A 15084-nucleotide genomic window follows, 5' to 3' on the forward strand; every position below is an offset into this window, starting at 1 on the left:
AGAAATTTCAAATGGACCCAGAACCTTCAAACGAGCCCGAAACTTTAAACAGGCAAAGCGGCATCCAGAATCTGTATCTGAGGCGTGACCGAGCCATTCCAATGATTTAGTGACAGATTGCCTGCCACATGGACGCTCTGACCTATATTGTTGAACAGGAAGCGCCCCAGATCGCCTTCCGCCGCCCGGAAGGCGATGGCATTGACGCGCTTTCCATCCGCGCCACGCAACGCGACACGCACATGATCGCGCCCCACGCCACGCACATCGGCCAATATATGATGCGGCAGCGCCAATATAGGCTGCGGATGCGCAGAACCATAGGGCCCAGCCTTCTGCAAGGCTTCGTAGAGCGACACTGTTGCGCCCGATGCGGCCAGCGCACCGTCGATGGACAGGCTCTGGTTTTCGCGCAGGCGCGAAACGATATGCGCCGATTCTTCTTCAAGATAAGCCCGCAACGCGCCGAGATTTGCGCGCTCGATGGTGATACCGGCCGCCATGGCATGGCCACCACCCTTGACGAGCAGCCCGCGTTCCACCGCGCCCCGCACCAGCTTGCCGAGATCAAGCCCCATGATCGAGCGACCGGAACCCGATCCGACACCATTGGCGTTGAAAGCAATGGCAAAGGCTGGCCGCCGGGCCTTTTCCTTAAGCCGCGAGGCCAGCAACCCGACGATACCGGGATGCCAGCGGTCACTTGCCGTCACGATCACCGATGCGCCCGCACCGCCGGATATTTCCAGCGAAGCTTCCGCTTCCGCCTCCATAAGCATCTCGGCTTCCATGGCCTGACGCTCCTGATTGAGCCGGTCAAGTTCCACGGCAATACGATCCGCGGTTGCGGGATCATCCAGCGTGAGCAATCGAGCGCCAAGCCCCGCATCGCCGATACGCCCGCCAGCATTGATGCGCGGCCCGATAAGATAGCCGAGGTGAAAGACATTGAGCGGTTCGCCAATGCGGGCAACGCGCGCCAAAGCCGCAAGGCCGACATTGCTCTGCGACCGAGCAACGACCAGTCCTTTGACGACGAAAGCGCGGTTCACGCCGGTCAACGGCACCACATCGCAAACCGTTGCCAGCGCCACCAGATCGAGCAGGGAAAGAAGATCAGGGCCTGGTCCCTTGCCGCGCTCACGCAGGATTTTGGTCACCTGTGCCAATGTCAGAAAGACCACGCCTGCGGCGCAAAGATGCCCCTGCTGCGAAATATCGTCTTCCCGGTTGGGATTGACGATAGCCACCGCATCTTCAGGCAGATCGCCGCCGACCTGATGGTGATCGAGCACGACGACATCCGCTCCAGCCTGCTTGGCGGCTGTAATCGACGGTGCGCTGTTGGTGCCACAATCGACTGTGACGATAAGGGTCGCACCCTTGGCGACCAGATCGCGCATGGCATCGGGATTGGGGCCGTAACCTTCAAAAATCCGGTCAGGAATATAGATGGAGTGCTGAATGCCGTAATGTTTGAGAAAACGCGCCATCAAGGCGGAAGAACACGCCCCATCGACATCGTAGTCGCCAAAAATGGCCACGGTCTCGCGACGCAGAATGGCATCGGCAATACGGCTTGCCGCATTTTCCATATCTGTGAGCGTCGCCGGGTCGGGCATGAGATTGCGCAGCGTCGGATCGACAAATTCCGGCGCGCTTTCTACCGACACCCCCCGCCCGGCAAGCACGCGTGCAACAAGATCGGAAATGCCGTGATGCTGCGCAATGGCAAGCGCCGTATTGGCCTCCCGCAGGCCAAGCCGGTCTACCCATTTCTGTCCGGTTGCGGATTGTTTTATTCCGAGGAAAAAGCGCTCTGTCGTCATAAGTTTCTAAAGACACAAAAGGCGGCAAACGGTCAAGACAGACGATTTTTATCTCGCCAATCAGCGGGACTAAGCGACGTCACCCGTCGAAACTCGCGATTGAAGTTCGATTTGGTCTGAAATCCGGATTCAAACATTACAGCCGTTATAGAAGTGTCGGACTTTTGAAGCCGCCGACAAGCTTCGGCAATTCTATAGTCATTGATGAAGCGGGAAACATTCTTGCCTGTCAGCCGATTGATGGCTCCCGATATTTGACGTGTCGGAATGCAGGCGCGCCGCGCCAACCGCGATAGCGTCAGGTTCTCATCCAGGAAAAGTCTTTGCTCAGTCAAGAGCGCTTCGATCTTGTCCAGAACATTGCGATCTGCTTCCGCGTTTGGTTCGGGTGGTGCTGTTTCAAAATCCAGTTCCGGCGCGACTTTCGCGCGGGCTGCCACCAACGCTGTCAGACCGATGAGAAACAGACCCAATAGATTGCCATTGCCGATGATCGCAGCCGCAGAATCGCCTTTCTGCCATTGGAAATCCAGAACCACCACCAGATCAAACAAGGCAGAAAGGCACAGCGATGCGGCAGCAATGACAAGAGCCCGATGCGCTGCCACCGCACTATCCAGGCGTGCCGCATCCAATGCATCTGGACCTGAGCGCCCAAGCAACAACAGGGCAAATGCATAGCCAACGTAAAGTCCGATTAGCGCCAGATCGATCAGACCCGGTGCAAAATATACAAGTGCAGCAACACCAAATGGCGGCAACACGTGAAACCAGCCAAGAACGTTATCGCCTGCTTCATCCCGATGGATCAGGCTTCTGAAACTCGTGAGCGTCAGTCCCGGCAAACAACTGGCCAGAACAGGTAAAACATAGCGGAGTTCTGTAACGCCATAGCCCCAGCGCAGTCCTACAATGAGGGATTGCAAGGCACTCAATCCCAACACGAAAAGGAAGGGGCGGTTCGCTCCGTTCCAACCGAAACGGTGCAGCAATACGGCCAGCAGTAACAGAAGCAAAAGTGTGGAGACGAATGGCAAAGGAATGAAAATCATAAAGCACACACGATCAATATGCAGACAACCGATCATGGCCGAAATCGCGATTAGAAACGACCTGAATCATGATTAAGGACGCAACTCTCACGAAAACAGGTGACGTTTTCCGTGTTCTGTCAACCACGGGAGATAACCATGCTTCGTTTTCATATCGTCAGCGCCCTTCTCACCCTTTTTATCGCCGTACCCAGCCAGGCCCATGATGTCGGCCAGCGAGAAATCAAAATCAGCGGCGCTGAACCGGGCCGCAATCTTGAAGTCAGTGTATGGTACCCAGCCGCAATCGATGGCAAAGCTACCCTTATCGGGGACAATATAATTTTCAAAGGCGCTCCGGCTGTAATCGACGCCACACCGGAAAAGGGTAGCTTCCCACTGCTTGTCATGTCGCATGGCTCCGGCGGCCGCGCTCAGGGTATGGCCTGGCTTGCAACCGAACTAGTCAAGGCAGGCATTATCGTCGCGGCCCCCAATCACCCCGGCACGACCAGCGGTGATTCCACCCCACAAGACACGCCGAAAATCTGGCAACGCACAGGCGACCTGTCAGCAGTAATCGATACGATGACTACAGATCCCGCATGGAGCGGAATAATCGACAAAAACAAGATTAGCGTTCTCGGCTTCTCGCTCGGCGGCGCCGCAGCAATGGAAATTGCGGGGGCAAGAGCCAATCTCGAAGCTTATGCCCGTTATTGCGACACCTACGGCAAGTGGGACTGCGCATGGTATGCTGGCGGCGTCGGCTACCGAGATGATAAGCAGATAAAAGTCGATAAAGTCGATCTGCGCTCAGTGGACAAGAGCCGCTTCGAGCAATCCAATCTCGACCGCCGCATCGCGTCAGCCATAATGATCGACCCCGGCCTCGCGCAAGCTTACGATGCACAAAGCCTTGCATCGATTTCAATTCCCATGAGCTTCATCAATCTTGGAGAAGTTGAGACAATCCCTACGGGAGTGGTTGCCGATAAGCTGGCATCGATCACACCGCAGGGAACTTATGTCACTGTCGCTGGCGCAACCCATTTCAGCTTTCTGCCCGAATGCAAGAAAGGCGCTGCAGACCGGCTCAAATCTGCTGGTGAGGTAGACCCCATTTGCAGTGACGATGCCCGCCGTCCGCGTGCGGACATCCACGCGGATATCACAAAGCTGGTTCTGAAAGCATTGCAGTCTATGCCCAAAACCTGAGATAACGAGAACATGACAAAGGCGGCATTTTTGCAATGCCACCTTTGACTATTCTACGCTCAATCCTGCCAAGATTTAGGCTGAACCGTTCTCGCGCAATCCCCTAGAACTTGGACAGATCCTGATGCCTTGCCTTGATTTCACGCACCGTCTGCGAGCTTGAACGCATGACGATAGTGTGCGTCTGGATATAGTCGCGGGCAAACTTCACACCGGAGAGCATGTTGCCATCCGTCACGCCGGTAGCGGCAAAAAGCACGTCGCCCTTGGCCATTTCTTCCAGAGAATAGACCTTCTTGGGGTCCGCAATGCCCATCTTCGCGGCACGAGCGATCTTTTCATCGGTATTGAGCTGAAGGCGGCCCTGCATCTGGCCACCAATGCAGCGCAACGCTGCCGCAGCCAGAACGCCTTCAGGCGCGCCGCCAATGCCGATATAGATGTCGATCCCGGTTTCGTCCGGGTTGGTCGTGTGCATCACACCGGCCACGTCCCCGTCGCCGATGAGGCGGATGGCAGCGCCAGTCGCCCGCACTTCCTCGATCAAACGGGCATGGCGCGGGCGATCCATGATGCAGGCGGTGATTTCATTCGGCTTCACGCCCTTCGCCTTGGCGACGGACATGATGTTGTCCGTCGGGCTGGCATCAAGGTCCACGACGCCCTTCGAGTAGCCCGGACCAACAGCGATCTTTTCCATGTAGACATCAGGCGCATAAAGCAGATTGCCCTTCTCGGCGATCGCGATGACAGCAAGCGAGTTCGGCAGATTCTTGGCGCAAATCGTGGTGCCTTCCAGCGGATCAAGCGCGATATCGACGTCCGGTCCCTGCTTGGTGCCAACTTCTTCGCCGATATAGAGCATCGGCGCTTCGTCACGCTCGCCTTCACCGATAACAACCGTTCCGGCGATCGGAAGACGGTTCAATTCCTGACGCATGGCATCGACGGCGGCCTGATCAGCAGCCATTTCGTCGCCACGGCCACGCAGCCTCGCCGCGGCGACCGCTGCACGCTCGGCCACGCGGACCAGTTCGAGTGTGAGAATGCGATCCAGTCCGTGGGGGTGCTGCTCTGCGGTCTTGGCCATTTGAACAAAGTCCTGAATTCGAATTGCGTGGACGCGGCACATGAAGCCCGCGATTGCCGCCTCTTATAGCGACACTGTGCAAACCTTTTGTCAAAGTCCCCCGCCCCCTGCAAGGGCGAGAGAGCTAAAAACAATGTACGCTCAAACTCTTAATCGATTTAAGCTATACACGCTTCGTTTCATGTCCGGGCCGGATGTGAACGCCCACACCCGGCCAGAAGTTGCAGAAATTGTTAAACAACCAAAAGATGTTGCGGGCAATCAGCTTCCGATTCCATCAAAGAAAAACTCCGGAGTTTCCACTTCGACCAGCTTTTTTCTTTCGATCATCCAGAAACGGTTGCCGACATTGCGAACAAAACTGCGGTCATGCGAGACGATCAGGCTCGCCGCCTCGTTGCGCAGCAGTTCCACCTCCAGCGCTTCCTGACCTTCGATATCGAGATGATTGGTTGGTTCATCAAGAATATAGAAGTTCGGATTGGTCAGTCGCAGAACCAGCATGGCAAGTCGCGCCTTCTGCCCGCCAGACAAGCGTTCCAGCGGCTTGGCCTGCATTTCAAGCGTCATGCCCGCCCCGGCCAGCAAGGATCGCGTCCGCTGGTCGCCAATATCGAACCTTCTTGCAATCGTCTCGAATGGCGTCCGGTTCGAGCGAAGTTCCGACAGGGCCTGATCGCTATATCCAAGCACCAGTGACGGCGTTGCCTTGATACCGGCTTGTGCCTGATCCGGCGCAAGGATGGCCTCGCGCACGAGCGTCAGCAACCGGGTCTTGCCCATGCCATTGGCCCCCAGCAGAACAATACGGTCGCCGGGATTGATCCAAAGCTGTCCTGTCTTGAAGAGAAGCCGCCTATCGGGCGTGGCAATTTCGGCCTGATCGAGAACAACCAGCGCCTTGGCGTGGCTGCCTCGACTGCTCAGTATGATCTTGCCGGCTGAGCGCTCCACATGCCCCGCCCTGGCGCTTTCCTCGATCTTGTCGGCCCGCGCTTTCAACTGCTTGGTCTTGATCACGAGCAGATCACTACCCGAATTGATGCCAATATTGTTGAGCTTCGCCGCCTGCTTGCGCAACTGCTGGACTGTTTTCATGTCCTTTTCAAATTGCCGGGCATCGGCCGCGTCGATTTCATCGAGCGCAACACGCGCCTGACTATATGGCAAGGCGAAAACCGGTGATTTTTCCGCCCGCAGAAACAGCGTTCGCTTCGTAACCGCATCAAGGAAAGCGCGGTCGTGACTGCTGACGACCACCGCAACCGAACGCGGCAGCGCATTCAGCCAGTCTTCCAGCAACCGCACTTTTTCAAGGTCCAGATGGTTGGTTGGTTCGTCGAGAAGAAGAACATCAGGTTCGGAAACCCAAGCGCGCGCCAGAAGTGCAAGCCGCTGCCAGCCGCCGCTCAACTGCCCGATGGAGCGCTGCCGCAGTTCTTCGGTGACGTTGAGGTCATCCAGCACGATATCGGCGCGCCAGCTTTCATAATCGCGCTCTTCTTCGTCAAGCCCATCCAGCACGACCTCATAGAAACTGCGGTTCAACAGGTTTTCGGGCACATACTGGCTGACATAGCCGATCTTCAACCCGCGCGACCGCGTGATGGTGCCAAGTGTCGGATCGCCCTCCCCGACAAGGAGACGCAGAAGACTGGTCTTGCCGCGCCCGTTGGCAGCGACGATGCCAAGCCGCTCGCCCTCGCCTATGACGAGATCGAGATTGGCAAACAGAGGTTCATGAAGGGTCAGGGAAAGATTCTGGATAGAAACAAGAGACATGGCAATCAGCCCAATTCTGCCACGCACGAATGTCCGGTTTCCAAACCGTGACACGAATAGATGTGCTGGCGAATGTCCGGCAGCGGTTCAACGACCGCGCCTTCAGGAAAAGGCAGAACAAGACAGTGATTTCAGTCTTTTTCCGCCCTGCACAAGTTACTTATGCAGGGCAAAATCGGGGCCGTGCTGACGGTGATGATCATGACGCGTCACATACATCATACAGCCCTCCTTTTCCTGTTTTGTCTCTTGAAACGAATAAAGCCGGATCAAATCCGACCCGGCTTTCATAACAAAGGTGAATCCAACCTGCAAGAGAGGCAGGCACGCCGGTTCTCACCCGGCGCGTTCGATGCGGATCATCTGCGGTTTATCGACCAGATGATCGTCCTTGAGGATTGCTTCCAGCGCTTTCTTGACGGCTGCTTCAGTCGTCTCATGCGTGACGAGGATGACCGTCTTGATGCCTTCGTTGGCTGCGCCATCCATTGGTGGACGCTGGACGATCGATTCCAGCGAAATATCGTTTTCAGCCATGCGCTTGGCAATGGCCGCAAAAGCGCCAATGCGGTCAAGGACGGTCAGGCGAATGAAGTAACCGCCTGCATGCTTGCGCATCTTGGCCCGTTTGTAAGGCTGCAATGCCTTGGCAGGCGTACCGAACACAGGACCGTGCTGGAAACCCGGACGGCTCTTGGCGATATCCGCAACATCGCCGATCACGGCGGAAGCCGTCGCATTGCCACCTGCACCGGGACCGGAAAGCAAAAGCTCGCCCAGAAGATCGGTTTCGATTGCCACGGCGTTGGTGACGCCATGAACCTGCGCGATGACCGACGAGGTCGGCACCATGGTCGGGTGCACGCGCTGTTCAATGCCCGTATCGGTCTTCTGCGCGACGCCCAGAAGCTTGATGCGATAGCCGAGTTCATCAGCGGCGCGAATATCGGCCAGCGAGATATTGCTGATGCCTTCCAGATAGATATCGTCGGCAGCGATCTGCGTACCAAAGGCAAGGCTGGTCAGGAGCGCCAGCTTGTGCGCCGTATCATTGCCTTCGATGTCGAACGTCGGATCAGCTTCAGCATAACCGAGGCGCTGCGCGTCCTTGAGACAGTCTTCAAACGAAATACCCTCTTCCCACATCCGGGTCAGGATATAGTTGCAGGTGCCGTTCATGATGCCATAGACGCGCGAAACCGTATTGCCGGTCAGCGATTCACGCATCGCCTTGATGACCGGAATGCCACCCGCAACAGCCGCTTCAAAATTGAGCAGAACGCCCTTGTCTTCGGCGATCTTGGCAAGCGCAACGCCATGGCGCGCAAGCAGGGCCTTGTTTGCGGTGACGACATGGCGACCGGCGCGCAGAGCTGCTTCCACGGAAGCCTTGGCCGGGCCGTCCTCACCGCCGATCAGCTCGACGAAAACGTCGATATCGGCAGATTTGGCCAGTTCCACCGGATCGTCGAACCAGGCAATACCGGAAAGATCGATACCGCGGTCCCGCGTGCGGTCGCGGGCACTGACCGCCGTAACCGTTACGGGCTTGCCGCATTGGCGCGTGAGCATTTCGGACTTGTCACGCAGGATACGCAACACCGAAGCACCAACGGTGCCGAGCCCGGCAACGCCGATCCGTAATGCATCACTCATTATATCGACCTTCTGTATGGAGTGGCTTATCGGGTGGGATGCCACGGGCTGCATGATGCCGCCCGTAGCCTTTTGAAATATTATCCGCGACGACCTTCGAGCGGTATCACATTCTGCAGGTTCTCATCCTTGGTGGAGAGGAACCGCTTGATGTTGCGCGCGGCCTGACGAATGCGATGTTCGTTCTCGACCAGCGCGATACGCACATAATCGTCGCCGTGTTCGCCAAAACCGATGCCCGGCGCAACGGCCACATCGGCCTGCTCGACCAGAAGCTTGGAAAATTCGAGCGAACCCAGTGGACGGAAGCGTTCAGGGATCGGAACCCAGGCGAACATGGTTGCCGCTGGCGGCGGAACATCCCAGCCCGCCCGACCGAAGCTTTCGACCAGCACATCGCGGCGCTGTTTATAGACATTGCGCACATAGGCGATGTCCGAACCGTCACCATTCAACGCTGCCGTCGCGGCAACCTGGATTGGTGTGAACGCACCATAGTCGAGATAGGACTTCACGCGGGTAAGAGCCGCGATCAGGCGCTCATTGCCAACCGCAAACCCCATGCGCCAGCCCGGCATGGAAAACGTCTTCGACATGGAGGTGAACTCCACCGCCACATCCATGGCGCCCGGCACTTCCAGCACCGACGGTGGCGGATTGCCATCGAAGTAGATTTCCGAATAGGCTAGATCCGACAGGATGACGATGTCATGCTTGCGCGCAAATGCGACGACATCCTTGTAGAAATCAAGCGTTGCTACATAGGCCGTCGGGTTGGACGGGAAATTCAGGATCAATGCGATCGGCTTCGGGATCGAGTGCTTCACGCCGCGCTCAAGTGTCGGAATGAAGGTATCATCCGGCTTGGCCTGAACTGAACGGATCACCCCGCCCGACATGATGAAGCCGAAGGAGTGAATCGGATAGGTCGGGTCCGGGCACAAAACCACATCGCCCGGCGCGGTGATGGCCTGCGCCATATTGGCGAAACCTTCCTTGGAACCGAGCGTGGCAACGACCTGCGTATCGGGATTGAGCTTCACACCGAAGCGGCGCGCATAATATTGTGCCTGCGCGCGACGCAGCCCCGGAATCCCCTTGGATGAGGAGTAACGATGCGCGCGCGGATCCTGCACGGCCTCACACAGCTTGTCGACAATGTTCTGCGGGGTCGGCAGATCGGGGTTGCCCATGCCCAGATCGATGATGTCGGCACCCGCCGCTCGCGCCGATGCCTTCAGACGATTGACCTGTTCAAAGACATAAGGGGGCAGACGACGGACTTTATGGAATTCTTCCGACATGATCCTGTTCCAGTGGAGGGTTGAACGTAATGGCGCGTATGCGCCGCAATGGAGCTATACACCTGTTCTCGAATCGGGTCGAGACGTGTTGCCGCGTCAAAGAACGCGGATTTCGTCTTTAGAGCACATCCCGAAAAGTGTGAAACGGTTTTCGGATAAGATGCGCGCCAAAAAACCAAGGAAGAGGATTTACTCTTCCCCGCTTTCGATCTGTTTCAGGGTAGCGTCCGTTTCCTGCTGCGCCTGCTGACGCAAGCTCGCAGCCTCGGCGGGCGTGAAGCCGGCGCCAGTGCCTCTGGATGCCGCCAGACGCGTGCGGTCGGCATCAAGCTTGGTTGTAAGCTGCTGCTTTTCTTCTGCGGTGATCTGCGTGGTCGCAGCCTTCGGCATATGGCCGAATGTGGGGAAAACACCGGTGCGCGAAGCACCTTCCTGCGGCGTACCCTGAAACTCTTTTCCGCCCGCGCATGCCGTGAGCATCGCCGCCGCCGTTGCTGCCAGCAAAAGATTGGCGATCTGCCGCGTGCGATTGGTCATGTTTCTGTTCCCGGTTAATGCCGCATAAGGTGCCGTTGGCCACAACACCAGACAAAGATAAAGCAATTGCGAAGGGATAGCACCAAGTCGAGGCACCCTGTCAACAAGTGAGTGATGTAAATCGGAAATTCGCCTTGCCGTGAAGCCGGATCAGGGCTCGCAGACTATCGTGCGCGACGGATAGGAACGGCGAATGTAACCAATGGTTACATAAAGTAATATTTCGTTATTGTCGAATATTCCGCACGGACTGCGAAGTCTTTTAACTCTAAATGTGCATCAATAGTTGCGCTCGGCGATTAAAAAACTTAAAAATTGGTAACCAATTGCCAATCAGGTGATTTGTCCAATACAGCGAAATGACAGTCATAACTCTGAAGTGACCATCATAACACGCTGATATTTCTGAATTTCTTTCCCGGCACGAACAGTCGGGAGCTGTGGGGACGATAGCCATCAGGGATGATGTCAGCCTCGCACGGGAGAGCCGATCTCCCGAAACCAGGTAGGCCCGAATGGATTCGGGTCGCCAAACTGGTCAGGGAAATCGAGCTGGAGCAGACTGTTGAAATTTGCGCATTCTACACACCGGACCACCGGCAGGTTTCTTTCAGGCAGCGTGGCTTTGCTTGCGCTTCTTGTCGCGTCCTGCACGTCAACCGGTACAGGCCTTGACGGCAAACCGCTCCAGATGACCTCTGCAACCGGTGGCTCCATGATTGCGGACACATTGCAAAGTGCCGCCGATCAGACAGCTGCCGCAGAAGCGACGGCTGCAACTCCGTCGACAGAAGAGAAAAAGGCCGAAGCCAAGCCGGGCGAAACTAAACCCGCCACAGTGGCTGAAGCGACAAACACCAATAATAAAGAGCAGGCAAAACCGGTCGAGACTGCAACGGCCACGGAACAACAGCCGGCACAGGTAGCAGCCCTCGCCCCGCAGCAGCCGAAGAGTTCATCGCTTTTCGGCATGTTCGGTGGCAACAAGCCCGCTGAACCTGAACCTGCGCAAGCCGCAGAACAACCTGCGGCAGCCGCTCCAGCCGAAACCACGAAAAAGCAGCAGGAACCGGCAAAGGACGAAAAGCCTGCCGAAGCTGCAGAAACACAGCAAACCGCAGCGGCAAAACCTGCCGAAGCTGAAAAGCCCGTTCAGGTCGCTTCATTGTTCGGCTCCACGAAGAGCGCTTACGCCTCGCCGCAGCGCCCAACGGCTTCGCAAGGCAGCATATCCCGACTTTTCTCGGACGAATCGACCGGAAAACGCTCAGACAGAACCGAAAACAAGAAGCTTGCTGTCGCCAAACCGGTTTCGCCATCTGCGAAGCATGAATACAATTATTCGCTGCCGGGCGTGCGCCCCAATGGCGGCGTTGAAATCAAGCATCGCAACAGTCTTTATGACGATAGCGATATTGACGCGAACGAAGATGATGAATTTGCGAGCGTAACACTTGCTTCGGCTCCGGGTCTTGCCCGCCTTGCGCCCAATGGCCTGAAAGTACAAAGACAGACCGTCGATGTTGCCTGTCTCAAGCCGCAACTCGTATCCATGCTGAAAACCATGGAGCGGCATTTCCGCCGTCCGGTAATGGTAACTTCGGGCTATCGCAGCCCGTCCTATAACCGGAAAGTCAATGGTGCCCGCAAATCGCTCCATATGATCTGTGCAGCCGCAGATATTCAGATCGACGGCGTTTCCAAGTGGGAAGTCGCTCGCTTCGCCCGGTCCATGTCGGGACGTGGCGGCGTCGGCACCTATTGCCACACGACTTCGGTTCACGTCGACGTTGGGCCGGAACGCGACTGGAACTGGCGCTGCAAGGGCTAAAAAAGAGGCGTCCCAAGGATACACGGAAGCCGGATCATATGATCCGGCTTTTTCTTTTGTCTTTATATTCAAGGAAATAAGGAATCCACCCGCCGAAGTTTCCCCCATTTTTGCAGTACATTCGATTTTTTTCAGAAAAGTGTTTTTTGGGGCTTGCGAGTCAGAACCTTCCTGAATATAAGCCCACTCACACCAGCAGGCGCCCATCGTCTAGCGGTTAGGACAGCGCCCTTTCACGGCGCAGACAGGGGTTCGATTCCCCTTGGGCGTACCATTGCTGGTTTTTCTTTTTCCCTTATAATTCAATCCATTAGCGCTTGATTGGCGCCGTTTCGTGCTGCCTGAACTTATTCACAGACAGGTGAAAAAAGGGGCTTGCATGTCAGAAATTTCCTGACTATAAGCGCCCCACACCAGCAGGCGCCCATCGTCTAGCGGTTAGGACAGCGCCCTTTCACGGCGCAGACAGGGGTTCGATTCCCCTTGGGCGTACCATTGCTGGTTTTTCTTTTCCTTTAGAATTGACGCAAATATTACTGGCTGAATTGCCAGGATGCTGTTACGCGCCGGGCTGCAACCTTTTCGAAAGGACAGCATAATGTCGAAAGCAACAGCAATCGTTCCCACCGCCCATGCCAGCCGCTACCTTCAGCAGCTCTGCAAACATTGGGCGCACAAATTCGCAGTCGAATTCACGCCGGAACACGGCACCATCGATCTCGGCGAGAATCGTCTCGTGATTCTCGATGCCGATGCGGAAAGACTGACCACAACGGTTGAAACCTCGGAAGAAAACCTCGCCCGCCTCGAAGAGGTCGTGGCAAGTCACGTCGTCCGCTTCGCTTTCCGCGAGGAACTCGTCTTCAATTGGGTAAAACAGTAACAAAAGCGGGGCGGCGTTTACCCTATCTGTAAAAAGCCCGCAAATTGCCCGGAATAGCCATTATCGCATCACAATCCGGGCAAATTCTCCCGCGAAATTCTTCCCAACTTCGAACAAGTGATTTGATGGGGAAGAATAATGACAAGCGAAACAAGAACCACCCTCACCTTTCTCGGCGCCGGTCTCGTTGCAGCAGCAATGGTTCTCGGTGCGGATATGAGCTGGGCCGACGTCGTTAAGGCGCTGTTCTAGGCCAACTGCTCTCGTTCACTGACTAATTTCGCAACGTAATCAGAAAAGCCTTTCGCGCACGCGCCGAACTACTCTAAATCGGCACATGATTTTTCAAACACCTTTGGTTACCGGCAGGCTGGAACGCCGCTACAAAAGATTTCTGGCCGACGTCACACTTGACGATGGGCGCTTCATCACTGCTTCCGTGCCCAATACCGGCTCCATGCTCGGATTGACCGCTCCAGGTTCTCGCGTCTGGCTGAGTGTTTCGGATGCTCCTCACCGCAAATATGCCCATACGCTGCAGATTGTCGAAGCGGATAACACACTGGTCGGCGTGAACACCGGCTTGCCGAACAGGATCGCCGAAGAAGCAATCCTCAAGGGTCTTATTCCTGGCCTCGCAGGATATGCCAGCCTCAAGCGTGAACAGAAATATGGCCGCAACTCGCGCATCGACCTTTTACTGGATGACGGCCCGCGCCAGCGAGCCTATGTCGAGGTCAAGAATGTACACTTTATTCGCACGCTCGGATTGGCGGAATTCCCCGATACGGTGACGGCGCGAGGCGCAAAACATCTTGATGAACTCGTCGACGTTGTTGCCGCTGGTCATCGGGGCGTGATGCTGTTTATTATCCAGCGAAACGATTGCAGCTGATTCAGCATTTCGGGTGATCTCGACCCCACTTACGCACGCGCTTTTGAACGTGCGCGTGCAAACGGGGTTGAGGCTTGGGCCGTTCGGTGCCACATAACGGACAAAAGCATTGATGCCAGTAAGCTGGTGCCAATTGAGTAGATTAAGACGGATCGAGTGATGGTAACCTATATCGAAGCAACAAGCGCACCCATGAAATATACGGGCCAGATCAGGCTCTATGGCCCCGAGGCTTTCGAGGGTATGCGCACGGTCTGCAACCTGACGGCACGCTGTCTCGATGCCCTCAACGATATCGTCAAGCCGGGCGTGACCACCAATGAAATCGATCGCTTCGTGTTCGAGTTCGGCATGGATCACGGCGCGTTTCCGGCAACGTTGAACTATCGCGGCTACACGAAATCAACCTGCACGTCGATCAATCACGTCGTCTGCCATGGCATTCCGAACGAGAAGCCACTGCGCGAGGGTGATATCGTCAATATCGACGTGACTTATCTCCTTGATGGCTGGCACGGCGATTCAAGCCGCATGTATGTGGTAGGCGAAATCAAGCGCGCCGCTGAGCGGCTGCTTGAAGTCACCTATGAAAGCCTTCTGCGTGGGATTGCCGCCGTAAAGCCTGGCGTGAAAACCGGCGCTATCGGTGCCGCAATTCAGACTTTTGCCGAAGGCGAGCGCTGCTCCGTTGTGCGCGACTTCTGTGGTCACGGCGTAGGGCAGCTGTTCCATGACGCGCCGAATATCCTCCATTACGGCACGCCGAATGAAGGTGTCGAGATCAAGGAAGGCATGATCTTCACGATCGAGCCGATGATCAATCTCGGCAAGCCGCACGTGAAGGTCCTCGCCGACGGCTGGACCGCGGTTACCAGAGACCGTTCGCTGACGGCACAATATGAACATACGGTGGGTGTTACGAAGGATGGCTGCGAGATATTTACACTCTCTCCGGCCAATGTCTTCGGCCCATCTTCCATGAGATAACAACGAAGAGATATAGTTCTCGGTAATTGTCTGGTCTGTTT

General features: G+C 56.1%; 11 protein-coding genes, 2 tRNA genes and 1 pseudogene. 7 read left to right on the top strand and 7 right to left on the bottom strand.

Annotated features, from left to right (window positions below; translation table 11 throughout):
- Positions 1–44: 44 nt before the first annotated feature.
- Together recJ and CES86_RS05095 are read right to left on the bottom strand one after the other, a co-directional pair.
- Positions 45–1829, bottom strand: coding sequence for a single-stranded-DNA-specific exonuclease RecJ (gene recJ, locus CES86_RS05090; protein WP_029928866.1), 1785 nt, complete (start codon positions 1827–1829; stop codon positions 45–47).
- A gap of 32 nt (positions 1830–1861) precedes the next feature.
- The gene (locus tag CES86_RS05095; protein WP_010659882.1) at positions 1862–2881 is read right to left on the bottom strand and encodes a helix-turn-helix domain-containing protein; all 1020 of its coding nucleotides are present in this window, start codon (positions 2879–2881) and stop codon (positions 1862–1864) included.
- Between the two features lie 138 nt (positions 2882–3019).
- Between CES86_RS05095 and CES86_RS05100 the strand changes: the two genes are divergently transcribed.
- On the top strand, positions 3020–4078 hold the full coding sequence (locus CES86_RS05100; protein WP_029928868.1) for an alpha/beta hydrolase family protein: 1059 nt from the start codon (positions 3020–3022) through the stop codon (positions 4076–4078).
- A gap of 103 nt (positions 4079–4181) precedes the next feature.
- Here CES86_RS05100 and glpX read toward each other — a convergent pair whose 3' ends face one another.
- From glpX to CES86_RS05125, 5 genes are all read right to left on the bottom strand, one after another.
- On the bottom strand, positions 4182–5168 hold the full coding sequence (glpX, locus tag CES86_RS05105; RefSeq protein WP_010659880.1) for a class II fructose-bisphosphatase: 987 nt from the start codon (positions 5166–5168) through the stop codon (positions 4182–4184).
- 261 nt (positions 5169–5429) lie between these two features.
- A complete protein-coding gene (locus tag CES86_RS05110) occupies positions 5430–6950 on the bottom strand; it encodes an ABC-F family ATP-binding cassette domain-containing protein (RefSeq protein ID WP_029928869.1) in 1521 nt (506 codons plus the stop codon).
- Positions 6951–7286: 336 nt separating this feature from the next.
- Entirely contained in the window at positions 7287–8606 is a 1320-nt protein-coding gene (locus CES86_RS05115) for a homoserine dehydrogenase (protein WP_010659878.1), read from the bottom strand.
- An 80-nt stretch (positions 8607–8686) separates the two neighbouring features.
- Positions 8687–9910 (bottom strand): LL-diaminopimelate aminotransferase, encoded by a 1224-nt coding sequence (locus CES86_RS05120; RefSeq protein ID WP_010659877.1) that lies wholly within the window; start codon positions 9908–9910, stop codon positions 8687–8689.
- A 189-nt stretch (positions 9911–10099) separates the two neighbouring features.
- On the bottom strand, positions 10100–10447 hold the full coding sequence (locus CES86_RS05125) for a hypothetical protein (RefSeq protein ID WP_010659876.1): 348 nt from the start codon (positions 10445–10447) through the stop codon (positions 10100–10102).
- Between the two features lie 565 nt (positions 10448–11012).
- Here CES86_RS05125 and CES86_RS05130 point away from each other — a divergent pair.
- The 6 genes and pseudogenes from CES86_RS05130 (at position 11013) to map (ending at position 15043) form a co-directional block, all read left to right on the top strand.
- On the top strand, positions 11013–12278 hold the full coding sequence (locus CES86_RS05130; protein WP_010659875.1) for a YcbK family protein: 1266 nt from the start codon (positions 11013–11015) through the stop codon (positions 12276–12278).
- Between the two features lie 199 nt (positions 12279–12477).
- Positions 12478–12552: transfer RNA gene (locus tag CES86_RS05135), tRNA-Glu, on the top strand.
- Positions 12553–12698: 146 nt separating this feature from the next.
- Positions 12699–12773, top strand: a tRNA-Glu gene (locus tag CES86_RS05140).
- A 103-nt stretch (positions 12774–12876) separates the two neighbouring features.
- Positions 12877–13161 carry a DUF2218 domain-containing protein gene (locus tag CES86_RS05145; protein WP_029928870.1) on the top strand — a complete coding sequence of 95 codons (285 nt, stop codon included), beginning with the start codon at positions 12877–12879 and terminating at the stop codon, positions 13159–13161.
- Positions 13162–13498: 337 nt separating this feature from the next.
- Positions 13499–14216, top strand: a pseudogene (gene sfsA / locus CES86_RS05150) (DNA/RNA nuclease SfsA).
- Complete coding sequence (gene map / locus CES86_RS05155; RefSeq protein ID WP_094513801.1) at positions 14216–15043, top strand: type I methionyl aminopeptidase; 828 nt, start codon at positions 14216–14218, stop codon at positions 15041–15043. Before sfsA ends, map begins: the two are co-directional and overlap by 1 nt.
- Positions 15044–15084: the final 41 nt, after the last annotated feature.

The organism is Brucella lupini, assembly GCF_002252535.1.
GTDB lineage: Bacteria > Pseudomonadota > Alphaproteobacteria > Rhizobiales > Rhizobiaceae > Brucella > Brucella anthropi.